The sequence below is a fragment of the Enterobacter sp. MGH 33 genome, from assembly GCF_000534535.1.
GTDB classification, from domain to species: domain Bacteria; phylum Pseudomonadota; class Gammaproteobacteria; order Enterobacterales; family Enterobacteriaceae; genus Enterobacter; species Enterobacter hormaechei_C.
In genome coordinates this window covers 82,697-105,224 of sequence record NZ_KI973214.1, presented here as the reverse complement: position 1 = coordinate 105,224, position 22,528 = coordinate 82,697, and the positions used below count along the sequence as shown (strand labels likewise).

Below are 22,528 nucleotides of genomic sequence, written 5' to 3'. Positions count from 1 at the left end.
GCCCGTGAAAGGCTTGCGCTGCGGCTTGCGGCGTCGCCCCTGCGCCCTCCGCTTTCCGCCGGGTTTTTGTGGCGGCACGGCGCAACAGGGTGCCGCATATCAGAGAGGAGTGTGTCTATGTCCCGTTTTATTCTGGGTGACTGCGTGCAGGTGATGTCCCGTTTTCCGGCGCGTGCCGTTGATTTTATTCTTACCGATCCGCCGTATCTGGTTGGCTATAAAGACCGTACCGGCCGCACCCTGGCCGGGGACAACTCTTCCGAATGGCTCCAGCCCGCATGTCATGAAATGTACCGCGTGCTGAAAAACGACAGCCTTATGGTGAGCTTCTATGCCTGGAATCGCGCGGATCTGTTTCTGAATGCGTGGAAAGCGGCCGGCTTCCGGGTGGTTGGCCATATCGTCTTTGCCAAGAGCTACGCCTCAAAATCGACGTTCGTGGGTTACACGCACGAGAGCGCTTACCTGCTGGCGAAGGGGAGGCCGCAAACCCCGGACCGTCCCATCCCGGACGTGATCCCCTGGAAATACACGGGCAACCGACACCATCCGACGGAAAAGCCGGTGCAGAGCCTGCGACCGCTGATCGAATCGCTCACGCGTCCGGGGGCCATTGTCCTTGACCCGTTCGCCGGCAGCGGCTCCACCTGCGTGGCCGCCGCCGAAGCCTGCCGCCGCTATATCGGGATCGAGATGCTTGAGCAGTACCACGCCGCCGGCGTCCGACGTCTGGCACAGGTTGAACGGGCGAGAAGGATGCCGGCGGCCAATGACGGCGCGTTTTACCCTGACTATCCGGAGGCAGCATGAATTACCCGGGCCTTGAACACCTGCGCGCGGACGTGGCCGCGGTCAGCAATGCCATGTGTGATGTGCGGATGCTTCTGAACCGCCTCGAATCGCAGCACCGGCACGACGCGGCAACGCTTACTGAACGTATGGCAGCGCAGACCCTGCGCCGGATCAACACCCTGCTTCTGGAAGCCTACCGCGAAGCCCTGGTGCTGGACGAGACCTTTCAGGACTGACTGACCCTGCCGGGCTGAGGCCCGGCCTGTAATCCCTTACAAGAGAGAAAAAACAATGTACGGAACCCGCGAAGAACTTTGTGAAGATCTTGAAAACATGTTCACGTCTGACGAACTCCTGGTCCTGCTGGTCTGGACGGTGGAGGGGGTTAGCGTGGCCTGCCGTGAAGCCCAGCCAGAACCTGACGGGGCTGAAATCCGGAAGGTGATGAAGGCGCTCGGTGAAATGAAAATGACGCAATACCGCCAGGAGGGGGTAAATAATCAGACCGTCAGCGAGCTTCTGACCCGCCAGCGCGAAGCGGCAAACTGTCAGGTGAGTGTTCCGGCGGTACTCCTGTCCCGCGTCCTGCGTAACTATGAATGCGAGCTGGAAAACCGGATCGGTATAGCCTGGGAAGCCGGGCGGCAGGAGCCGGAATCCGTCAGAAAGGAGCTGAATAACGTTCGCGCCCTACAGGAGGCGCTGGCCGCCTGAGAGAACGCCGGGGTAACGCCCCGGCAACCGGTGGCCATCCACTGCGAAAAGGATGTCAGTACCTTCCGCTTTTATCCGCCGCCGCCCTCCGGGCCACGTCGGGACAATGAAACTCCCCTGAAGCTCCGTGCGGTGACGGCATGCGCCGTGACTTCACTGTAGCCCGGCCGCATCGGCCACAAGGGTTCGCTGACGCCTCCGTCCTCACCCGTTCGCACCCTTCACGGTGCATTCAGCCCGTGAAGGCTTTGCGCTGCGGCTTGCGGCGTCGCCCCTGTGTCCTCCGCTTTTCGCCGGTCTGTCGTGTCGTCACGGCGATGCCGGAACCGAGAATATTTTAACCGTGGAGGATCTATGAACCAGACCGTGACCTGTGATGCTGTTCGTCTTGAGGGTGCGCAGCGCCTGACTTTCCTGCCTGATTTGTTTGGCGGCGATTTTATGACGTCCGAGGCATCCGTGTACGCCTACGCCCAGCGTTATTGCCCTGAGTATCAGGGGGGATTCTGGCAGTTTTACCGGCTGCCGGAAGGCGGCGGATATATGGCGCCTGACGTGGAGAGCCTGACCCTGTGCAATCGGGAAAACTGGTTTGAGCAGACTGTCAGCGGGGAAGTGGCGGGGATCATCCTCACGGCGCTGGTACTGAATCACCGGAGCTGGCATCACAGTAACCATGACCATGAGGAGCTGTGCCGCCACTTCTGCCGCCGTTATGAGCAGCTTATGGCATTTGCTGATACCCATCCGGAAAGCGCCACCATCTGGCGTGCCCTTGACTGACTGACCACGGGCGGCGATGCCGCCCGATTAAAGGATAAAAACATGCAACTGTCACCGGAAACCCGCAGCATCCTGCGCCAGTATAAAACGCTCATTAACGAGCGACGTCGCGAATTAGGACTCTGCCCCGTAACCACAGCGAAAGTGCTGGATGAGATCTGCGAATCCGCAACCCGCCAGTGCGCGGTCTATCTATGTGGCCACTTCATCCTCCAGGGCGGGCAGGGCGACGGGCAGTAATGCGGCAGGGCGGGGCTGATGCACCGCCTGTACGCGCGCGAAAAACCCTGTCATCCCTGCGGGCTGACGGGCGGCAGGGGAAGCGCCTGCGGCGCTACCCCTCTTCGCCCTTGTGTGATGTCAGAGCAAAGCTGAAGCACAGCATTGTGAGGGCAATTTGTCACGGATACGCTCCTGCGTTGCGTTGCGTTGCGTTGCGTTGCGTTGCGTTGCGTGGCCACTGGCTCTGAAACCCGATCAGCAAATTTCCGACAATAAAAATCAACCCCAGTCTGGCCCCCTTCGGCTCCCGGCCAGCGCTGCTGTCCGGTCGTCGAGCCCCACTCCGCCAGGGCGGCCGCTGCGCACCCGCCGGGCTCCGCCGAACCCCTCCGGGTTTCGGGCCATACGGCTAGGGTCTGATGGCGAAGGTCAAAGGCTGCGGCTTCTCCGGCCGTGCCGTCCGGAACGCCTTCACCGCGCCGGCTGATGCCGTCGCTTTAATGGCGCCACGCCGTTCCGACGTGTCGGGTGTGTGCATCCTGTTCCCCTGGTGAAGCCATCCCCCGTGCGTCCTCACGCGGAGGGCTGGTCGTAGCACCGTCGGGTCGTCATCCAAGGGGTGAAATGCACTCCGCCAAAACTTTTTGCGTGCCGCAAAAACTTTAGTCTCCGCCCCTTTCCTTCCTCCCTTCGCCGTTGCTCCTTTGCCCTTTGCCGCGAGAGAACTCACCAGGGAGATGGCCAGCCATCACCACAGGAGAAAACCAGGATGCACACACAAAACGTCAACGTCAAAACCGCCGCTCAAGAATCTTCCAGGAAGATGGGGGAAGAACAAAACCCTGTTTCTGTCGCACGGGAGTGGGTGGCTCAGGCCACTGCGCTGAAAGCGGGTGTCACCGTCACCCTGTCCGATGTGTCCCGATACGGCGACGTGCAGGTGGAGATCCGCACCAACGGAACGCTTAACTGGCGCGCCTGGTCGTTTGAACCGGATTTTCTTTTTGAACTGAAGCGCAACCTGCAATACGTGCAGATGTAACCGGAGGCCGGAAGTCCGGCCTTAACCCAGAGAAGGAGGAACCATGCAGAACCTTAACACCCGCCAGACGACCAGAAAGGTCGGGCAGAGCACCGAAATCGTGAAGCTGCTCCGTATTCAGGCCAGCGACACTCACGTGGTCGAGTTTGACAACGTGGACACCCGTTTTAACGACTGCAACAACTGGCAGGTGATGGCAGGAGGCAAACGTGTCCTGTTCAGCAACCGCATGTATGAGCGTTTTTCAGATGTGAAATCGGGGATCGTGGCAACGATCAACGTGTGTGAAAACAGCGGCAGCGTAACGGATAAAGCGATGCTGGAAGGGGCAAAAGTCATGATGCAGGTTCTGGATGGCTATCCGTCCTTTGCGGCACTGGCAGCACACCCGAAACGCATTACTGGTTAACCGAGTGCCGTGACCGGAAGGCAATCCGGCCACGGCTAACCACAACTATCACTGAGAGGTAAAAATCATGGTCGCCACTAATACTACGGCAAAAAAACCAGCCAGGACCACCCGCCAGACAAAATCTGCGGAAAAAATCGCGCAGTCTACCGAGCAGAAGCTCGTCCAGCTGCTCGCTGATACGCCCGTGCAAATTTTCCCGTACTCCCGCCTGTCACGCACTGACTTAAACACGCGCATCATTCCGCATACCGATCAGGAAGTGGAAGAGATGGCAGACAGCATTCAGGCAATGGGCATCCTGCAAAACCTGATCGGTGCAGAACTGCCGGACGGTACGATCGGTATTGTCGGCGGGGAAGGTCGCCGCAGGGGCACAGGCATTCTGGTGATGCGCGGTGTGCTCGATGCAGACACGCCGTTTGTTCCGGTGAAAGTCCTGCCCGTGGAGATGGCGGTGGCGGCCTCGATGATCGAGAACGGTCGACGTAAAAACATGCATCCCGCCGAGCAGATTATCGGTTTTCGTACCCTTCAGCAGGAAGGTAAAACGGCTTCTCAGATCGGCGCACTGATGGGCTACCACCCGCGCCACGTTCAGCGCTGCCTGAAGCTGGCGAATCTTGCCCCCTCCCTGCTGGATGCGCTGGCGCGGGATGAAATCTCCCTTGAACAGTGTGAAGTCCTGACACTTGCTGATACCCATGAGCGTCAGGAGCAGGTCTGGAAAGAGGCTGTTGAACAGTGGCGCGATCCTGCCGTACAGACCCTGCGCAAAATGGTGACTGACGACAAGATGGCCATCAGTCACCCGATGTTTGAGTATGTGGGCGAGGAAGCCTATACCGCCGCTGGCGGTACGCTGACCGCCGACCTGTTCAGCGACAAGGACAGCACCTTTGCCGATGCGGCGCTGGTGAAATCCCTGCTGGCTGGCAAGCTCACCGTGCTCGCCGCCCGTGTTAAGCAGGAGCAGGGCTGGGGCTGGGCTGAGTTCCGTATGACGGAACTACGCTTCAGCGGTGAGGACGGTGAACTGTACCGTTTTGCGATGCCGAAAGCAGTCCTGACGGAAGAAGAACAGAAGCGCGTCAGTGAGCTGGAAGAACAAAGGGACGCCACTGAAACCTACGATGACGAATACGAGCTTCAGCAGCAGATCGATGACATTTACTGCGAGGCGAAGTACCGCGAAGCCACGCCGGAATTTCGTGCCGCGCACGGTATCTGGGTGTCATGGGATGGTGACAATTTTCAGGTTCAGCCTGGTATCCGCAAGCTGACCGACGAAGACCGGGCAGCAGAAGAACAGGCGCGTCAGGAGCGTGAAAACAATGTGATCAGACACACCACGCCTGACATTCCCGCTGACGCCTATCCGGCAACGCTGGTTAAGGCCATGTCTGCGGAGCGCACTCTTGCCGTTCAGGCGGAACTGGCGGGTCGCCCCGATGTATCGGTGGCGCTCCTGACGTGGACGCTGTGTCTTGCGCTCTTTGACCGCACCTACGGCAAGCGCAATGAACCGCTGAAAGCCTCCGTGTCCTCGAATCAGTATCACCTTGCATCACTGGCTCCATCCGGTGAAGAAGGGAAGGCGCTGACGGCGCTCAATGCACAGAAAAAATCGCTTCAGGCAACGCTGCCCGAAAACTGGCATCTTGATTTCACCTGGCTGCTGTCATGGTCAGCAGAGCAGGTGAACACCCTGCTGGGATTCTGTGCCGCGCACGGTATCAACGGTATTCAGGAACGTATGTATAACCATACGCAGAAAAGCGAACTGGACGGGCTGGAAGCGGCGCTGGACTTTGACCTGCGCAAATGGTGGCAGCCGGATGCTGAGAGCTACTTCGGTAAGCTCACGATTTCCCAGATTGGCAAAGCCTATGAAGACGCCGGACTCAGCGCCCGTGCGGGTGAAGTTGTGAAGCTCAAGCGCCGCGATGCGGCGAAGGCCGCCGAGCAGGATCTGAATGCTCAGGGCTGGCTGCCTGACTGGATGGTGCGCACAGCGCCAGCCGCTGAGGCTGAAGAAGCCACCGAAACCGACGCTGACACCACTGACCACGCTGCTTAATACCGGAGGCCGCCGCCTTCGGGCGGCGGGAACAGGCATGACCATGCAATATGACCTGAACCGAATCAACACCCTGACCGCCACAGACCTGGAGTTTATCCGTCAGCAGGGCGAGGACGCGCGCCGCGCCCTCAGCGATGCCGTGACCGGTCTCCTGTCGACACCAGAAGGATGGCGCGTCTGCGCCGAGTTCCGCAGCGAGTTCGGCGGCTTCTTCCCCGTCCAGTGCCGCTTCAGCGCGGACGGCAGTGATGACTGGCATCTGTGCGTGTGCAGCCCCGGCGAAGTCTCGCCGTACTGGCTTCTGGTGCTGCTCTCCTCCGGCGGTGAAGTGGTGCGTACCCTTTACCAGAGCGACACGCTCCGGCCTGACCGGATAAACCAGCTGATCGCGCAGCTGGCAGGTATGCGCCGCTTTAACTGCACTGCCAGCGCCGTGGCGAACCTGATGAGCGGGGAGGTGACAGCATGATCCCGTCCTCACACGCGCTCGTTTCCCTGAAGCCCGCCCGTCAGGCTGCAATTCAGGCTATCAGCCATGTTGAGTCTGCCCGCGAACGCGGCGCACGACTGCCCGCCATGCCGTATGTGCGTACCTTTCTGCGCCTTCTCACGGGCAGCGGTCGCCTCAACGCCACGGTGGCCAATAAAATACCAGGCCTGCACTGGGTGCCAAACAATCGTCATTCGAATCTGAAACAGGTCGAGGAGGCACTTAACACGATGATCGCCACCAGTGGCGAAGCCTGCCCGCTGCCGCTCACGATTGACGTACAGGCCGAACTGTTTCCTGAAGTCATGCACACCCGCACCGGTCGACGGCTGCACAGGTCCGGCATTAAGACCACGCGTCAGCTTCGCCGCCAGTCTCGTGAGTACGAACAGCGCTGGAAACTGCGCCAGAACCTGCTGGAGCAGGCGAAAATCGACCTGAATTTTCAGTCACCGGAAACCGTCTGCACCTGGTACACCCGGTGGAGCGACGAGTTTGACGCGGCAGAGCTTGCAACACCGTTCTGGCGCTGGCAGTCGCGGTTCGCGTCGCTGAAGGAACTTGACTGGCTTCGCATCAGCGGTGAGCCGCTGTATGCAGTGATGTACGAAATCCCGTTTATTGTCCGGGAAACACCTGAGCATGTTCGTGTCGCTGAACGCTGGCAGGTGCCAAATAAGCTGGCTGATCGGAGCGGTGTATGAAGTGGCGCTATTCCCTGCGCTGGAAGTTACCGCACAAGCCCTGCCCTGGTCCACTGGAGCTGGTTTCGGTTGTCGTGGAGGCAGGGCAGGTGGCACCTGAAGAGGTGATGTCACGCTGGGTAGCTGGCTCAGGTTACGCTGTATGCGTGGATTTTCCAGGCCAGAAACAGATCCAACGCTGGAGCGATGAACGAAAAGCAGCGGTGAGAAGGCGCAACATGCAGGCACGGATTAATCGTGTTGCCCCTTTGTTTGCCGATGAGTTAATCGAGCGTGAGCTGGCTGCACGTCCGGCGTATTTCAATGGCAAGTCCGCCCGGTGAATCAGATACAATGCTGTCTGACTGCACAGATGGCCATACAAAAGGAAAGCAGGACTATGAGGTACTGGTTGCTCGTTATATTACTGTACGCGCTGTTCTTTTTAATCGTCAGGCATGCTGCGCCAGAATGGGAAGGCACGACAGGCTATTATGCTGGCCTGTTCATATGCAGTCTGATAGCGATGGTTATCACATGGCGTGATACGCCAGGCTGGTTCGATAAAGTCCTGCTCGGCGTAATGAAATACGGCGTTCTGAGTGCCGGGATTATCTTCTTTGTCTGGGGCGTCGGGTACAAGCTGGCATTCTGGGGGCAAGGTAATTCTGATGCCGTATTTGTAAGTGCCGGGGACGTGATTTTGCCCAATCTTGCGATGGTCACGGGCGTACTGATCGCGGCATGGGGATACGTGAGATATTTCAGGCGTTAAGCAGCATAAAGCGTGGATATACCTGGTAAGAAAGAGCACCTGCCCGGTATAATCGACGTGGCGCTTGAGGCTTTTTGCCTCATGACGTGAAGGTGGTTTGTTGCCGTGTTGTGTGGCAGAAAGCAGAAAGCCCCGTAGTTAATTTTCATTAACCCACGAGGCCACCTGTATGCCTAGACAACATCAGGATAGCCTCTTAGATGCCGCAAGGCAAGGAGAAGAAGGCCATGTGTTAACACCAAGCTGTAATGTCCCCTTTGAACCATTCTAAAATGTCCCCAGACAATTCTCTGGGGGATTTTTCATGATCAAAGAGACTGTTACGATGAGTCATAAGGAACTCCACCGACTTCAGATTATTCAGGAGTCAATTAATCGACATATTACTCAGGAACAAGCTGCGGCACGCATTGGCATTTCTATTCGGCAGGTTAAACGTCTGGTGCAACGGTATAGAAATGAAGGGCCTTCTGGTCTGGTTTCCCACCGACGTGGAAAGCGTCCTAATAATTCCTTTTCTACTGAATTCAGAGCAACAGTAATTTCACTCCTCAAAGGCCGTTACGCTGATTTTGGACCTACGTTTGCGTGCGAAAAATTGCGCGAGATACACGGTTTATCTTTATCCGTTGAAACTCTCAGAAAGTGGATGATAGAAGAGGGGTTATGGCGTGAACGCCGTCGTAAAATTGCCCGTATATATCAACGCCGCATGCGACGACCATCTTACGGTGAACTGATCCAGATTGATGGCTCACCTCATGACTGGTTTGAAAATCGAGGCCCCAGATGTACACTGATCGTTTTCATTGATGATGCCACCAGTGCGTTGATGGCGTTGCGTTTTGTGCCTGCTGAAACAACCCGGGCTTACATGGAAACCCTCCGGGGTTACCTTAATGATCATGGCGTACCGCTCGCTCTCTACTCTGATAGACACAGTATATTCAGGGTAAATAACCCAGAGCGGGAAGGTGAGCTGACCCAGTTCACTCGTGCGATAAAGACACTGGGCATCGAGCCAATCCATGCCAACAGCCCGCAGGCAAAAGGGCGGGTAGAGCGCGCCAATCAGACACTACAGGACAGGCTGGTCAAAGAAATGCGGCTTCAGAATATCAGTGATATTGAAACAGCAAATGCATGGTTGCCGACCTTTATTGAAGCCTATAACAACCGGTTCGCTACGTCGCCTCGTACTACTGATAATGCTCATCTTGATGTGCACCATTCTGAAGAGGAACTGGGTTATATCTTCAGCCTACAGGCGAAGCGCGTTCTGTCTAAAAATCTCACTTTCCAGTACAAAAGCAGTGCGTTTCAGGTACGCAGTGAGGGCCGGGGATATCGACTTAGGCATTCGGTTGTTACTGTATGCGAGAACTTTGACGGTGAAATTAACGTTCTGTATGACGGGAAAGCGCTGGGCTGGGAAAAGTATGTTGATGGCCCGGAGCCTATACCACTGGATGATGAAAAGAGTGTCCATGAACGAGTGGATAATGCCCGTATTGATTTACGCTCAAAATACTATGTTAAACCTAAAGCTGACCATCCCTGGCTTACGCGCCGAACGCAAAGTCATCAGCAAGTTAAGCCCCCGAAGTTACCTAAAAAGAAGCCTGATCCCGATAAAAAAGATTGAAACCAAGATCGATTCGGTTGAGTGCATATCCATTCATAGGGTAGATTCTTAAGTCGCGTTTCTGGTGTTCATTTTCGGGTGGTTTGTTACTTGTTTTACCGGGGATATGCCAGAAACGCGCTGAGTCAGTCTGGGCGGTGCGCGTAATGCGGCGTTATGGTAAATAGCCTATGCTAATGTCCGCTAAGAGCGAGAAGCGGACGTTTGGTTGACGAACTATATATATAAAAAAACATAGCCCGTCAGAATTGTGTTTTAGGGTTTGCTGATAACTGCAACATATAAAATTGAACCATCATTTTCATGGCTTACCGGTCCACTGACCCGTACCAGGTCCTGAGCATCGAAGTGCTGCCCGTTCCAGACTTTCTGCGGGATGCGGACTTTGATGGTACCGGTTGGGTCGCGGAACGTATACCACTCGTCCTGCTGCTGGCTGACAACATTGCCTTCCAGTGTGATCCACGCCCCTTCGTGCATTGACGATACGATCTGAATCCGGCTTTGACTATTCTCCTGCTGAACTTTATGACCGGCATACATGTGCTCAGTGACGACAGGCTCTTTCTCTGCGGAGAAGCCACCTTGCGCTGCCAGAGCAGGAATGGCGATGAACGAAGTGAGTAACACTCCGGTGACGAACTGACTGAAATATTGTTTTTGCATAGCAGATTCCATTTATAATTTTACATCCCCCATGGGGGATATTGTCGATGATAAATGAGCGGCTATAAAAGCTCAATTCCTATCCCCGGCAGGGGGATAAAAATATGATGGGCTTCAGAAATATAAAACCCACCGGTTGGTGGGTTCAGGCGTGAGATTCATACAGGAGAAAATCAGCTCGTTACGCCGATCCAGCCGTGATAGCCCATGTAAATGCCGACAAGTGCAATCAGTACGCTTGAGAAGTATGGAGCCCGCCGCGCCAGCGTATCCAGGCCACTCCAGCGTTTGGTTGCCTGACGAACGCTGAAAGCCGCCGCTGCGCCCACTGAAACCAGCGTGATCGCTAAACCGATGCTGAAACACAGTACCAGCGCGGCACCGAGCGTAAATTCCTTCACCTGGATGCAGAGCAGCAAAACGGTAATGGCTGCCGGGCAAGGAATAAGGCCGCCGGTCAGGCCGAACAGGATTATTTGTCCGGTGGTTACGCTGCGATTCGCAAAACGTTTTTTGATGTCGTTCGCATGCGCTTTTTCGTGAGCATCCTGATATTCGCGAGAATTAACATCCAGACCTTCCAGCGAGGAATGATCGTGGTCGTGTTCATGTTCACGGAATTCCACATCATAATCATGCACATGGCCGCGATGGCCTAAAGACAGGCGAACATCAAAGCTGTGTGGCTCCGGGATCGCCAGGGCCGATTCCATAAACCCGTCTTTTTCGACGAAATCAAATACCTGTGAAAATGTCCCTGGACCACGGTTGGTCACCAGCGAAATGTCGCGAGCTTCCCATTTCTTGCCGCTGAGCGAGCGTAAACGCCAGTGAGGGGGTTGTCCTTCTTCGAAAATCGAGAGTTCAACGCTGCCATGGCCCGTATCGATGATGCGGGTTTCGTCATGATCGTGATGACCGTGGCTGTGTTCCTCTTCCTGCTCCATCTTCCACAGCTTTTCGCCGCGCCAGGTTCGCCAGAACATCCATGCCGCCGTACCGAGAATGATGACGGCGGAAATCAGCTGAAACCAGGGTTCGGCTGATTCAGCAGTGAATTTCTGACTGATATACATTCCGCCGAACGCAATGAGCCAGACAACAGACGTATGAGAAATTGTCGCGGCAAGCCCCAGTAATACCGCTTGCTTGACCGTTCCCCGGATGGCCACAATAAAGGCGGCCATCATCGTTTTGGAATGCCCTGGCTCCAGTCCGTGAAGCGCACCGAGCAAAATAGCGCTGGGGATGAACAGCCAGGCATTGGCCACGCCTTGCTGTAAAAGAGTGGAAAAATCAGTCATGTTTCGCTTGCCTTAAAGATATTTAGTTATCTCTTTAAATTCGCTAAGCGTCTTATCAGACTCCGTGTGGTCAGCATGAAGGGCATCCTCCAGGCAGTGATCCAGATGGTCATGAATTAAGGTACGCTTCGCATTCGTTATCGCCTTTTCCACAGCGTGCAGTTGCTGGGCGATATCCAGACATGCTTTCTCATCTTCGAGCATCTGGATGGTACTTTTCAGGTGCCCTGCGGCACGTTTAAGTCTTTTAATAATGTCAGGGTGTGATGCATGAACGGTCATGGTTTATCCTCTCCAGGTGGAAGGGATAAGATAATGTGTATCAACGCCATGGTCACACTTTTTATCGGCTTATCCTCTCCTGATACGTTGTCTTTTTTTGGGAAATTACTTCTCTTTCTTCGGCCAGGACGGATGTTCATCGTCAATGACGAAATCATGCTCATGGGTCGATTCGTTGTTTGTTTCCGGGTCTTTGTGGCTGTGAACCTGAGCGTACACTTCATGCTCAGGACGCCAGATAAGTACGGCGGTGACCAGCGACAATGTTGCCACAACAGTCAGGGCGATGAATGAAGCCTGTGTCCCCCATGCCGCACCAACCCATCCGGCCAGCGGATAAGTCACCAGCCAGCATGAATGTGACAGTGCAAACTGGGCGGCAAACAGCGCCGGTCTGTCTTCCGCTGTTGACGAACGGCGCAGCAGGCGACCACCCGGTGTCTGAGAAAGTGAATAGCCCACCCCCAGCAGTGCCCAGAGCACAACCAGCGTGATGTAATCCTTCAGGAAAATGCCTGACCCCAGGCCAATGACTAAAAGCGCCGTACCTGCAAGCATCGGCATACGGTCGCTCATGTTGTCGAGGAGTCTGGGGAGAACCAGGGCCGATACCATGGACCCCACGCCGAAGAAGGCCAGCGCAATAGCGGTAGACCGCTGTGAGAAACCAAAGTCCGCCTGAACCAGAACGACGGTGTTGACGATAACCATTGCACTCGCTGCCGCTACGGCCATGTTGAGTGCCAGCAGGCCGCGCAGTCTGGGCGTTTTCAGGAAGATGCGCATACCTCGTGTAGTTTTGTCATAGATGCTGCGTTTGACCGTTAACGCTTTCATCTTCGGCAGTGTCACGGAAACAACCAGAGCTGCTGAAGCAAGGAACCCGACTGCCGTACCGGCAAACAGGTTGTGGAAACTCATGACCGTCAGCAGTGCAGCCGCCAGCATAGGGCTGATGACGCTTTCAAGATCGTAGGCCAGACGTGACAGAGACAGCGCCCGGGTATATTCACGTTCGTCAGGAAGAATATCCGGGATAGTTGCCTGGAAAGTAGGCGTAAACGCCGCCGAGGCAGCCTGAAGAATGAAGATCAGGATGTAGATTTCCCATATCTGGGTGACAAAAGGCAGCGTGATAGCCACGAGAGCGCGAACCAGGTCCAGTGTTACCAGCATGGTGCGACGCGGGAATTTATCGGCAAAAGCCGCCGCCACGGGCGCAACAAGAATATAGGCGCTCATTTTGATAGCCAGCGCGGTACCCAGCACTGCCCCGGCTCTGTCACCTGCGAGATCGTAGGCCAGTAACCCTAACGCAACGGTCGCCAGACCGGTGCCAATAAGGGCGATAACCTGTGCCATAAACAGGTGGCGATAGGTACGATTAGAAAGAATGTTGAGCATCAGGAAATCTCTTGGTTTGAAATCACATCCCCCCCAGGGGGATATTCAAAGCATAGAGGGACCTGAAAAAAATGACAAGCTTTATCCGGGTGAGGAGGATACTGATTCGTCTGTTATCTTGGATGTTAAATAAAAAAGCTTCAGGTATCCCAGCGTTATACCTGAAGCAGCATAAAAAGTGTCGAAGGTGTTATCGCCGCTTCCCTGCGCAGCCCCTCCTGACGAGAAGGGAATTAACTCAGTTGTCCCAGACAGGTTTTCAGGCTCAACCGGGTGGCTTCAATATCACTATGGATAATGGTGCACCAGTCATCACGGTTAGCCCGAATGACCTCCAGCCAGTTATTCAGTGCCTGATTAAACGCCATGGTTTTCTCGCGCTGCGGCCAGCTCATCTGGTTAGTGCTGTAAATGTCCTGCCCTGGCTGCGGCATTAGTACGGTTTGCTGCGTCGACATCCGGGAAGTCACCGGCCAGGTATCAGAGTTGCCATCCCAGGAAGGCATCACCGGGAAACCCGCTCCGCGCAAGGCCATATCCCAGGTGGCATCAAACAGGTATGTTTTGCCCTGTAGCTCAAAAGCCACAGTGTCATGAAATCCCTGTGTTTGCGGCAAAATTGCCAGAATATCCGCAGGTACAGGCAAATCAGCCCAGTCAAACCGCACCAGCTTTCGCTTTGCCGTAATGCCACCATCGGTCAGCAGTCGTTCGGCAGCAGCGGCTTTATGACGGCAGTCGCCAAAGCCCTGCTGAAACAGACTCATGCTTTCGCCATTCCATGCACCGAGCTGATAGGGTATCCGCCTGACCAGCTCAAAAATGGCTCTTCGCAGTTCAGTTGAGCCAGGTTTAAGCCCGAGCGACTGCAAAACCCAGCCCGGCGTTATCGCCTCTTGTTGATTGCGGCGGGTGTTTATTTTTTGCCATGTTTCACTGACTTTTTCAGCCAGAGAGGCTGCCAGGGTTTCCCCCGGCAGTAATGTTGTCATCAGCAACGCTCCTGTGGTGGTGAGAAAATGTCTGCGCGTCAACATATCGGGCGTTACACCTCTACGTTGCGACGAAGCGCCGACATAACCAGTGATTCACAGACCACTTCTTCATCCTCTGCCCGCTTTACGCCGGGGAAGACCATCTGACTTACCGGGGACGAACGAAGCCGGTGATAACGGGCAATCGCGCCATTCATTCCTCCCATTTGCTTACGTCTGACCAGCCGCAGTCCGTGCTCCCAGGCGACTTCATCCATCGCGCTCGCCAGAACAGGGTCATGGTTGAAGATCAGGACGCCATCCTCTTTCAGCAGGCGTGCAGCGCTGCGAAGGAAAGCCGTGTAATCCTGTTCGAAATAGGCCGCTGCCTGGGAGTAGATAATATCGACCTCACCTGCCTGAACACCTCTGTTTTCCAGCGCTCCCAGCCCGGCTGCTGTCACGTAAGGATGCTCAGTCACGCCTTTTGGCAGCGATGCATGCCACGGTGTGAGATTAGTGAAGTGCAGGAATACGCTTTCCCCAAGTTGCTCCCTGAACTCCCCGGAAAGCCCGGAAATCGTCGCCTGATGGCCGGCACATTCCTCAGCGCGAAAACCCGCCCAGGCGGCACCAATTTCCAGGAAGGTGACTTTCCCGTTTTTGTGGTGAATGTTTTTCGCATAGTGGGCGATGTCGAACCCAATTTCTCGCGCCAGGCGAAATGAACCGCCGCTGGATGTCCAGGGGCCATCAAAGCCAAAGGCAAGGATCGCTTTGAGCATCGAGCCCGTTTCCTGATGCATCATTTTCAGGAACGGAATGACTTTACGCCGTGAAGGAACCGGGACATTCGGACGCATTTTTTTGGCCTGAAGGTCGCGATTAACGCCCATGCAGAGCGTCTGCCAGTGCAGGGGATCAACACGATAATTGAGTGCAGTGAAATTACGCGCAATCTCTCGACGCGCCTGGATAGAGTCTTTATACATAGCCTCTCCGCTAAATCTGAAGTTGATTAAAGCCGGGCAGCAAAAACTGCCGGTAACAGCGATCAGATCTGGCGGATGCTGGGAGGACGGTAAATGATGTCCGTGGCCTTAACCGGGCTACGAAGATCGGCAAGCGGCAACCATCTGTCTGTTACAGGAGAGAGGGAAATCTCTACAGAGGGCGGCTGCTCAGGGGTTTCATGGAAATGGTCTGTCTGATGATGGCCTGCGTGGCCAGACTGAGGGATATCCGAATCGTGAGAGTGATCCTGCATTGACATGGTGACTTCTGCGTCATGCAGATTCATCTCGTAGCCTGTCAGGCCGTTTGTACCGTGCGACGCAAACGTCACCATCGACGACATCATCATGCCAATGGCCATGATGACGATCATCAGAACATAACGGGGCGAACGTTTAAACATCGGGTACATCGCTGATTGCTTTCCTCAATAGACAATGACAACGGTATAAAAAGATTAGCATCCCCCCGGGGAGGATGTAAGGGCTGGAATGTAAAGTCTTGTATTGGCGATATGAATAAAAAGGCCCGCATAATGCATCAGCGACCGGGGCGACCAGAATATAAGCAAGCATCTTCATTGCCAGCGCCGTTCCCGACTCCCCCTGCCCTGTCGCCCGCCAGCAGGCCCAGTGCAACGGTAGCAAGACCGGTACCGATAAGAGCAATTATGAGCACCATAAAAAGATAGCGATATGTACGGTTAGAAAGACTGAAAATATGTAGCAATCTCTACCATATGTATTAATCTCTACACTATGAAACTACATATCCTTATTCTGACACTGCCCACTGAGCAGGCCACATTACGTATGCGTGTCTGGCGGGCATTAAAAAATACCGGTGCCGCCATGCTGCGCGACGGCGTTTATCTGTTGCCTGAAGCGCAACAGAGCCATGAGATTTTTAACGAGATGAGTCGTGAAATCAGCGGTGAGGGAGGAACGGCCTTTGTTTTTGACGCAGAGACTTCCGACGAAGAGAAAATTCGCCCGTTATTCGATCGCTCTCAGCAGTACCTGATCCTGATGGAGAGCCTTCAGGTTTGTAAAAACGACCTTAATGAGGAAACCGCGGTCAGCCAACTGAAGATGGTAAGAAAACTTCGTCGCGAGCTGGATCGGATTGTGGCGATTGATTTCTTTCCTGGTGAAGCGCAGGCGCAGGCCATTTTTGCCTTGTCAGAACTGGAAGCTGGCATTAACAGGTTCATCTCTCCCGGAGAGCCTCATGCCGTCAGTGGCTTGCTGACACGGCTGAAGCCTGAGGATTTTCATAACAGGATCTGGGCTACGCGTCGCCGGCCATGGATTGACAGGCTTGCCAGCGCCTGGCTTATACGGCGTTTTATCGACCAGGATGCGCAGTTTCTCTGGCTTAAGGATGGCAACGATTGCCCGGAAGAGGCGGTGGGGTTTGATTTTGATGGCGCGACCTTCAGCCACATCGACAATCGTGTGACCTTTGAAGTGCTGATGGTCCGCTTCGGGCTGACGGGGGATGCCCTGAATGGTCTGGGGATGCTTGTGCATTACCTTGATGTTGGCGGGGTTCAGCCCCCCGAAGCCGCTGGCGTTGAAAGTGTACTGGCAGGATTGCGTGAAAGCATTACGGATGATGACACATTACTCACAGCGGCCTGTTCGCTGTTTGACGGTCTGTTAACGACGTTTGAAATGAGGTCCGGCCATGATGAACAAAACGGAGTTGCTGACGCTGGCAGAGGAAAACGTTAAGCCCAAGCCGGTCCCCCTGAAGGAGGCGTTCTGGTTCTGGATGAAGCTGGGTTTTATCAGCTTTGGCGGTCCTGCCGGACAGATTGCGATCATGCATCAGGAACTGGTCGAGAACCGGCGCTGGATTTCCGAGTCCCGTTTTCTCCACGCACTCAATTTCTGTATGGTGCTGCCCGGTCCGGAAGCTCAGCAACTTGCCACCTACATTGGCTGGCTGATGCACAGGACCTTGGGCGGAGTGATAGCGGGTTTGTTATTTATCCTTCCCTCACTTTTTATTCTTATCGCGTTGTCGTGGATCTATATCGCCTGGGGAGACGTTGCCATTATTGCCGGTATCTTTTACGGCATTAAACCCGCCGTGGCGGCAATCGTGCTGCAGGCGGCGCATCGCATCGGCTCCCGTGCGCTGAAACACGGTGCCCACTGGGCCATAGCTGCTGCGGCTTTTGTGGCCGTTTTCGCCCTGAACGTTCCTTTTCCCGTCATCGTTATTTCAGCAGCGATAACTGGCTTTATCGGCGGACGCATCGCGCCGGAAAAATTTCACAGCGGCAGCGGGCATAACAAACAGGAGAAAGCCGCCGTTGATGCTGCGGTTATTGACGATCATACGCCCGTACCGGCGCATGCCCTGTTCAGCTGGGCGAAACTGTTAAGGATTGTGGCAGCGGGTGCACTGCTCTGGCTTATTCCCATGACGGTGCTGACGCTGGGGCTGGGCTGGGCGCATCCGGTGACGCAGATGGGCTGGTTCTTTACCAAGGCTGCGCTCCTTACCTTCGGTGGGGCCTACGCCGTCCTGCCATACGTTTATCAGGGTGCTGTCGTCAATTTTGGCTGGCTGACTGCCGGGCAGATGATGGACGGGCTGGCGCTGGGAGAAACCACGCCCGGCCCGCTGATTATGGTGGTCACGTTTGTCGGATTTGTGGGCGGGTATACCCATGCCGTTTTTGGCGCGGATATGCTGTTTGTCGGCGGCGCCGTTGCCGCCTGCATGGTGACCTGGTTTACCTTTCTCCCGTCCTTCATTTTCGTGCTGGCAGGCGGGCCGTTTATCGAAACGACCCACAACAAGGCGGGTTTCACGGCACCTTTAACCGCCATCACAGCGGCCGTAGTGGGCGTCATTGTTAATCTGGGGCTGTTTTTTATCTGGCATACCGTATGGCCGGAAGGCGCAAAGGGAGGGATCGATATCCCTGCCGCCCTGATTGCCGTCGCCGCTGCGTTTGCGCTTTTCAGATTAAAATGGAAGGTTACGCACGTTATTGCCATGGCGGCTCTCGCCGGGCTGATACTCCGCCTGACCGGGCTGTCAGCTGTGTGAAAAGGGGCAGGTTATCCTGCCCCTGATTTATCAGATAACCCGTTTGATGTTCAGGTAGTCGCCGGTTGTATCAAGCTGGATCGTGATGGTCTCAGAACCACGATTTCGCCAGAACCAGCCATGTTTACCCTCGAACGCGGCCTGTAAAACGCCGTCTCCGGATGTGATCTGCCGGGCTTTACCATAGCCATGGTAGAAGCCTTTCGGGGCGTTGACCGGATCGCCGTGCGCATCCACGTTTACCGGTCCGGAACTTGTCCACTGATAGGTCACGCGGGCATCTTTGCGCATTTCCAGTTTAACTTCAGCAGCTTCGTTAGGCTTCAGGGTGATGAGCATCTGATGACGTTGCGAGCCAGCCGATGGTACTTCCGGCGCGCGCGTGGTCGCCGGAACGCTCAGCTCCGGGTAGGTGTTCTGCGTTATTGCCGGAGGATTATCCGGGATCGGTCGCTCATTAACTGGCGCAGCCAGCTGTCCTTGCTGAACAGCGCTGGCCTGATTATCGGCATCAGCTTCTTCGGCAAGCTGCGTTTTGATTTCTCCCATCTGCTTAAGCCCCAGTAAACGACCCACGCCAGTAGGATCAATGCCGTATTCCGAAGGCATGACGACGGTGATCAGCAGCGTCAGCGCCACGATGGCGGCGAGGATAGTGGACTGCATCAGTTTGATGGCAGAAGGTAATTCTGCGCGTGTTGGTAAATCAGTGTTGTACATTGTTTTGTCTCCCTCAGGCTAAAATGTAGCCACAAAGCTGGTAACTCATTAACAGAAATCCCGCGCTCATCATCACCACATTGGCGGTATAAGCGTGTCGGAAAAAGCTCGCCGTTTGCCGCCAGTAGCTCATAACGATCAGGATGGCGCTCAGCGCGAGCAGCTGGCCGATCTCAACGCCAATGTTGAAGGCAATCAGGTTGACAAACAGGCCATCGGGAGAGATTTCGAATTCCTGGATTTTGGTTGCCAGACCAAAACCGTGGAAGAATCCAAAGATGAGCGTCGCAAGCTTCGTGTTGGGCTGAACGCCAAACCAGCGCTGGAATGCCCCGAGGTTATCAAGCGCTTTATAGACCACGGACAGCCCGATAATGGCGTCAATAAGGTAAGCACTGACGCTGATATCAAAGAAGGTGCCGATGAGCAGCGTCGTTGAATGCCCGATAGCGAACAGGCTAACGTACAGCCCGATATCACGCATTTTGTAGAGAAAGAAAATCACCCCGAACAGAAACAGCAGATGATCGTAACCGGTCACCATGTGCTTCGCGCCAAGGTAGATAAACGGGATGATGTTCACCCCGGTGATTTCCTGGATGTACCCTTTGTCGCCTTCCGCCACGCCGTGCGCATACGCGCCCTGGCTGTAGAAAAGCAGTAACAACAGGAAAAACAGACAAGCCGAACGCGCCTGAGCTGAAAGCAGGCGAGCGCTCAACCGGCCCTGTGTATCAAGGCTGGTATACATAAAAATCCTTACATGTTGAATAATAACGAATTAGCAGAAGTTATTACGCAGACAGGATTCTCGGAGGGCGTTCGGGGGTGGACTGCGGCATTTGCAGTATTTGTTCTGAACTCAACGCATATATCACCCGCATGCCCGGATTCCATGCGTGCAGAGTAGGCAGAGCAAAGAGTTTATTCAGATCGTGGGAATGATCGGCATTGAGGTGATGCACGCTACCGTGGGAGTGAAACAACAATGGATCGTGCTCATTCAGTGGTTCATCGCTGTCGTGTTGATGGTCACTGATGGACGTTGTTTCCTGAACGCTGTATGCAGCCTGTGGCTTTGCCATAAACGAACTGCTCAGCACGGCAACAGCCATGATGATAAGCACGATTCTGGAAATGACTTCACGGCTGATAAACACAGTTAACGGCATCCTGATGATACAAAGTAACAACGTGCGTAATGTATCCGCTATGCTGGCTTGATTTCAATAGTTGTTTTGAGTTTGGTTTTGTCTGAAATGTTCAACAAATCCTGCCGTCCACTTCTGGCACAAAGCGGACAGTGATCACCGTTCTTACGACTACTTTCTGACTTACTTCGTGACTTGCCCTAAGCATGTTGTAGTGCGATACTTGTAATGACATTTGTAATTACAAGGGGTGTAAGACATGGGTAGCATTAACCTACGTATTGACGATGAACTTAAAGCGCGTTCTTACGCCGCGCTTGAAAAAATGGGCGTAACTCCTTCTGAAGCGCTTCGTCTCATGCTCGAGTATATCGCTGACAATGAACGCTTGCCGTTCAAACAGACACTCCTGAGTGATGAAGATGCTGAACTTGTGGAGATAGTGAAAGAACGACTTTGTAATCCTAAGCCAGTACGTGTGACGCTGGATGAACTCTGATGGCGTATTTTCTGGATTTTGACGAGCGGGCACTAAAGGAATGGCGAAAGCTGGGCTCGACGGTACGTGAACAGTTGAAAAAGAAGCTGGTTGAAGTACTTGAGTCACCCCGGATTGAAGCAAACAAGCTCCGTGGTATGCCTGATTGTTACAAGATTAAGCTCCGGTCTTCAGGCTATCGCCTTGTATACCAGGTTATAGACGAGAAAGTTGTCGTTTTCGTGATTTCTGTTGGGAAAAGAGAACGCTCGGAAGTATATAGCGAGGCGGTCAAACGCATTCTCTGAACCAAAGCATGACATCTCTGTTTCGCACCGATGGTGACACTTCTGCTTTGCGTTGACAGGAGAAGAAGGCCATGAAACTGCCGCGAAACACTCTGCTCTGGTGCGTATTAATAGTGTGTCTCACACTGCTGATATTCACTTACCTGACACGGAAATCGCTCTGCGAAATCCGGTACAGGGACACGAACAGGGAGGTGGCAGCTTTTATGGCTTACGAATCCGCTAAGTAGCTAACCCCGGCGGGGGGGAAACCCCCGCCATTCAGGGGCTGAGACTGTATGGACATGCCTGAAGCGCCTTTATGAAGGGGTTGCCGGTTTACCGGTAGCCCCTTTTTCCTTCCCGACGCGACCGCACGCCTGAACTTCCGGGAAGGGCTGTTCCCCTGCGGGGAACGGGGGAAGGGGGACGCGCCTCCGGCGCTGCCCCTCTGCTCCCTCATGATCGCCTATAAACGCAGTAGCCCCCCATCAACCACATACTGACTACCCGTAACATATCCGGCATCGTCCGACAGTAAAAACAGTGCAACGGCAGCGGCTTCTTCTGCAGTACCCGGACGTTTCAGGGGGACGCCAGCGCTAATCTGTGCATCATACTGCGCACGGAAGGGGGCGGGAATAATGTCCAGTAACGGCGTATCGATGGCCCCGGGCACAAGCGCGTTCACCCTGATCCCCCGTGGTGCAAAGGCCGTTGCCCAGCTGCGAACCAGCGCCAGTTGCGCGCCTTTACTGGCGGCGTAAATTGCTGCCACGGGGGTTCCTTCATAGGCTGCCGTGGAGGCGGTCATTACCACGGAGGCCCCTTCTTTCAAAAAACGGGAGAGACTGGCGACCTGCAGGACCGCTGCCCGGACATTGTTTGCCATTATCGTATCGAACTGAGTCGCGCTGCAGTTTTCTACGGATGAGAAGGCGAGTTGTCCGGCGTTAAGCCACAGGCCATCCAGCATGCCGAACGATTCAACAGCTTCTGCCAGTGCCTGTGCAGCCTCCGGTTCGGCTCCATCGTTTTGAAGAAGTGTTGTGTGATGGGGGAGTTGTGCCCGTAGTTGTTCCAGTTTATGCAGATTGCGGCCGGTTATCATGACCTCGCCATCTTCTTCTGTAATGCGCTTTGCCCCGGCCAGACTAATACCGCTGCTCGCACCCGTGATCACTATTTTCTTGCCTGAGAACCTTCCCATTGAATCCCTCGCAGAGGGTTTTACGTCTGGTTTACTCACACTAAAACAATGGATATTTGTTGTAAAACCATAAACCTGGGGGGCGGGGCGATGGCCCCCTTCGGCTCCCGGCCAGCGTTGCTGTCCGGTCGTCGAGCCCCACTCCGCCAGGGCGGCTGCTGACGCACCCGCCGGGCTCCGCCGAACCCCTCCGGGTTTCGGGCCATACGGCTAGGGTCTGATGGCGAAGGTCAAAGGCTGCGGCTTCTCCGGCCGTGCCGACCGGAACGCCTTCACCGCGCCGGCTGATGCCGTCGCTTTAATGGCGCCACGCCGTTCCGACGTGTCGGGT

At 54.9% G+C, this 22,528-nt stretch carries 30 protein-coding genes and 2 pseudogenes; 19 read left to right on the top strand and 13 right to left on the bottom strand.

Annotated elements, in window-relative coordinates:
- Positions 1–117 precede the first annotated feature (117 nt).
- The 14 genes from L379_RS00030 (at position 118) to L379_RS00090 (ending at position 9,638) form a co-directional block, all read left to right on the top strand.
- Positions 118–810: a DNA methylase gene (locus L379_RS00030; protein WP_032656183.1), complete on the top strand. Its 693-nt coding sequence runs from the start codon at positions 118–120 to the stop codon at positions 808–810.
- Positions 807–1,028 carry a hypothetical protein gene (locus L379_RS00035; protein WP_032656181.1) on the top strand — a complete coding sequence of 74 codons (222 nt, stop codon included), beginning with the start codon at positions 807–809 and terminating at the stop codon, positions 1,026–1,028. Before L379_RS00030 ends, L379_RS00035 begins: the two co-directional genes overlap by 4 nt.
- A gap of 55 nt (positions 1,029–1,083) precedes the next feature.
- Positions 1,084–1,506, top strand: coding sequence for a DUF1380 family protein (locus L379_RS00040; protein WP_032656179.1), 423 nt, complete (start codon positions 1,084–1,086; stop codon positions 1,504–1,506).
- Positions 1,507–1,860: 354 nt separating this feature from the next.
- Positions 1,861–2,289: an antirestriction protein gene (locus L379_RS00045; protein WP_032656177.1), complete on the top strand. Its 429-nt coding sequence runs from the start codon at positions 1,861–1,863 to the stop codon at positions 2,287–2,289.
- A 42-nt stretch (positions 2,290–2,331) separates the two neighbouring features.
- Positions 2,332–2,529 carry a hypothetical protein gene (locus tag L379_RS00050; protein ID WP_032656174.1) on the top strand — a complete coding sequence of 66 codons (198 nt, stop codon included), beginning with the start codon at positions 2,332–2,334 and terminating at the stop codon, positions 2,527–2,529.
- Between the two features lie 751 nt (positions 2,530–3,280).
- Positions 3,281–3,553 carry a DUF905 family protein gene (locus L379_RS00055; RefSeq protein WP_032656168.1) on the top strand — a complete coding sequence of 91 codons (273 nt, stop codon included), beginning with the start codon at positions 3,281–3,283 and terminating at the stop codon, positions 3,551–3,553.
- 43 nt (positions 3,554–3,596) lie between these two features.
- Entirely contained in the window at positions 3,597–3,962 is a 366-nt protein-coding gene (locus L379_RS00060; protein ID WP_032656165.1) for a hypothetical protein, read from the top strand.
- Positions 3,963–4,029: 67 nt separating this feature from the next.
- Positions 4,030–6,042: a ParB/RepB/Spo0J family partition protein gene (locus tag L379_RS00065; protein ID WP_032656161.1), complete on the top strand. Its 2,013-nt coding sequence runs from the start codon at positions 4,030–4,032 to the stop codon at positions 6,040–6,042.
- Between the two features lie 37 nt (positions 6,043–6,079).
- Positions 6,080–6,514 (top strand): conjugation system SOS inhibitor PsiB, encoded by a 435-nt coding sequence (gene psiB, locus L379_RS00070; RefSeq protein ID WP_032656158.1) that lies wholly within the window; start codon positions 6,080–6,082, stop codon positions 6,512–6,514.
- Entirely contained in the window at positions 6,511–7,239 is a 729-nt protein-coding gene (locus L379_RS00075) for a plasmid SOS inhibition protein A (RefSeq protein ID WP_032656155.1), read from the top strand. The genes psiB and L379_RS00075 overlap by 4 nt, the downstream gene beginning before the upstream one ends.
- Positions 7,236–7,562, top strand: a complete 327-nt coding sequence (locus L379_RS00080; protein WP_032656152.1) for a hypothetical protein — start codon at positions 7,236–7,238, stop codon at positions 7,560–7,562. Before L379_RS00075 ends, L379_RS00080 begins: the two co-directional genes overlap by 4 nt.
- Before the next feature lie 56 nt (positions 7,563–7,618).
- Entirely contained in the window at positions 7,619–7,993 is a 375-nt protein-coding gene (locus L379_RS00085; protein ID WP_032656149.1) for a hypothetical protein, read from the top strand.
- A gap of 169 nt (positions 7,994–8,162) precedes the next feature.
- Positions 8,163–8,264: a DUF5431 family protein gene (locus L379_RS26465; RefSeq protein ID WP_159106190.1), complete on the top strand. Its 102-nt coding sequence runs from the start codon at positions 8,163–8,165 to the stop codon at positions 8,262–8,264.
- Positions 8,265–8,297: 33 nt separating this feature from the next.
- Complete coding sequence (locus L379_RS00090; protein WP_004196353.1) at positions 8,298–9,638, top strand: IS1202-like element ISEsa1 family transposase; 1,341 nt, start codon at positions 8,298–8,300, stop codon at positions 9,636–9,638.
- 255 nt (positions 9,639–9,893) lie between these two features.
- Here the strand turns inward: L379_RS00090 and L379_RS00095 are convergent, their stop codons facing one another.
- From L379_RS00095 to L379_RS26015, 8 genes and pseudogenes are all read right to left on the bottom strand, one after another.
- Complete coding sequence (locus L379_RS00095; protein ID WP_032072095.1) at positions 9,894–10,316, bottom strand: nickel resistance OB fold protein NcrY; 423 nt, start codon at positions 10,314–10,316, stop codon at positions 9,894–9,896.
- Positions 10,317–10,477: 161 nt separating this feature from the next.
- Complete coding sequence (locus L379_RS00100) at positions 10,478–11,608, bottom strand: Ni(II)/Co(II) efflux transporter permease subunit NcrC (RefSeq protein ID WP_004196366.1); 1,131 nt, start codon at positions 11,606–11,608, stop codon at positions 10,478–10,480.
- Between the two features lie 12 nt (positions 11,609–11,620).
- Complete coding sequence (locus L379_RS00105; protein ID WP_004196355.1) at positions 11,621–11,890, bottom strand: nickel-sensing transcriptional repressor NcrB; 270 nt, start codon at positions 11,888–11,890, stop codon at positions 11,621–11,623.
- Positions 11,891–11,995: 105 nt separating this feature from the next.
- On the bottom strand, positions 11,996–13,294 hold the full coding sequence (gene nirA / locus L379_RS00110; RefSeq protein ID WP_004196314.1) for a nickel resistance membrane nickel efflux protein NcrA: 1,299 nt from the start codon (positions 13,292–13,294) through the stop codon (positions 11,996–11,998).
- A 233-nt stretch (positions 13,295–13,527) separates the two neighbouring features.
- Entirely contained in the window at positions 13,528–14,286 is a 759-nt protein-coding gene (locus L379_RS00115; RefSeq protein ID WP_004196325.1) for a hypothetical protein, read from the bottom strand.
- A gap of 53 nt (positions 14,287–14,339) precedes the next feature.
- Positions 14,340–15,260 carry a methyltransferase domain-containing protein gene (locus tag L379_RS00120; protein WP_004196315.1) on the bottom strand — a complete coding sequence of 307 codons (921 nt, stop codon included), beginning with the start codon at positions 15,258–15,260 and terminating at the stop codon, positions 14,340–14,342.
- A gap of 62 nt (positions 15,261–15,322) precedes the next feature.
- On the bottom strand, positions 15,323–15,694 hold the full coding sequence (locus L379_RS00125; protein ID WP_004196359.1) for a hypothetical protein: 372 nt from the start codon (positions 15,692–15,694) through the stop codon (positions 15,323–15,325).
- Between the two features lie 109 nt (positions 15,695–15,803).
- A pseudogene (locus L379_RS26015) lies at positions 15,804–15,963 on the bottom strand (MFS transporter); the annotation flags it as partial.
- Between the two features lie 77 nt (positions 15,964–16,040).
- Here L379_RS26015 and L379_RS00130 point away from each other — a divergent pair.
- Positions 16,041–17,018 carry a chromate resistance protein ChrB domain-containing protein gene (locus tag L379_RS00130; RefSeq protein WP_004196334.1) on the top strand — a complete coding sequence of 326 codons (978 nt, stop codon included), beginning with the start codon at positions 16,041–16,043 and terminating at the stop codon, positions 17,016–17,018.
- Positions 16,975–18,351 carry a chromate efflux transporter gene (chrA, locus tag L379_RS00135; protein ID WP_004196363.1) on the top strand — a complete coding sequence of 459 codons (1,377 nt, stop codon included), beginning with the start codon at positions 16,975–16,977 and terminating at the stop codon, positions 18,349–18,351. The genes L379_RS00130 and chrA overlap by 44 nt, the downstream gene beginning before the upstream one ends.
- Before the next feature lie 30 nt (positions 18,352–18,381).
- Here chrA and L379_RS00140 read toward each other — a convergent pair whose 3' ends face one another.
- The 4 genes and pseudogenes from L379_RS00140 to ydfV all read right to left on the bottom strand — a co-directional run.
- A complete protein-coding gene (locus tag L379_RS00140) occupies positions 18,382–19,071 on the bottom strand; it encodes a hypothetical protein (RefSeq protein ID WP_004196322.1) in 690 nt (229 codons plus the stop codon).
- A 13-nt stretch (positions 19,072–19,084) separates the two neighbouring features.
- Positions 19,085–19,822: a HupE/UreJ family protein gene (locus L379_RS00145; RefSeq protein WP_008460272.1), complete on the bottom strand. Its 738-nt coding sequence runs from the start codon at positions 19,820–19,822 to the stop codon at positions 19,085–19,087.
- A 43-nt stretch (positions 19,823–19,865) separates the two neighbouring features.
- A complete protein-coding gene (locus tag L379_RS00150) occupies positions 19,866–20,231 on the bottom strand; it encodes a hypothetical protein (protein WP_009651956.1) in 366 nt (121 codons plus the stop codon).
- A 127-nt stretch (positions 20,232–20,358) separates the two neighbouring features.
- Positions 20,359–20,457, bottom strand: a pseudogene (ydfV, locus tag L379_RS26385) (protein YdfV); the annotation flags it as partial.
- Positions 20,458–20,481: 24 nt separating this feature from the next.
- Here ydfV and relB point away from each other — a divergent pair.
- The 3 genes from relB to L379_RS26405 all read left to right on the top strand — a co-directional run bounded on the left by relB (position 20,482) and on the right by L379_RS26405 (position 21,238).
- Positions 20,482–20,721 (top strand): type II toxin-antitoxin system antitoxin RelB, encoded by a 240-nt coding sequence (gene relB / locus L379_RS00155; RefSeq protein WP_004196370.1) that lies wholly within the window; start codon positions 20,482–20,484, stop codon positions 20,719–20,721.
- Entirely contained in the window at positions 20,721–21,008 is a 288-nt protein-coding gene (gene relE, locus L379_RS00160; RefSeq protein WP_000323025.1) for a type II toxin-antitoxin system mRNA interferase RelE, read from the top strand. The genes relB and relE overlap by 1 nt, the downstream gene beginning before the upstream one ends.
- Positions 21,009–21,079: 71 nt before the next feature.
- Positions 21,080–21,238, top strand: a complete 159-nt coding sequence (locus L379_RS26405; protein WP_008325141.1) for a type I toxin-antitoxin system Hok/Gef family toxin — start codon at positions 21,080–21,082, stop codon at positions 21,236–21,238.
- Positions 21,239–21,456: 218 nt separating this feature from the next.
- On the opposite strand, the gene L379_RS00170 is transcribed toward L379_RS26405, so the two are convergent.
- The gene (locus L379_RS00170) at positions 21,457–22,197 is read right to left on the bottom strand and encodes an SDR family NAD(P)-dependent oxidoreductase (RefSeq protein WP_032656145.1); all 741 of its coding nucleotides are present in this window, start codon (positions 22,195–22,197) and stop codon (positions 21,457–21,459) included.
- Positions 22,198–22,528 lie beyond the last annotated feature (331 nt).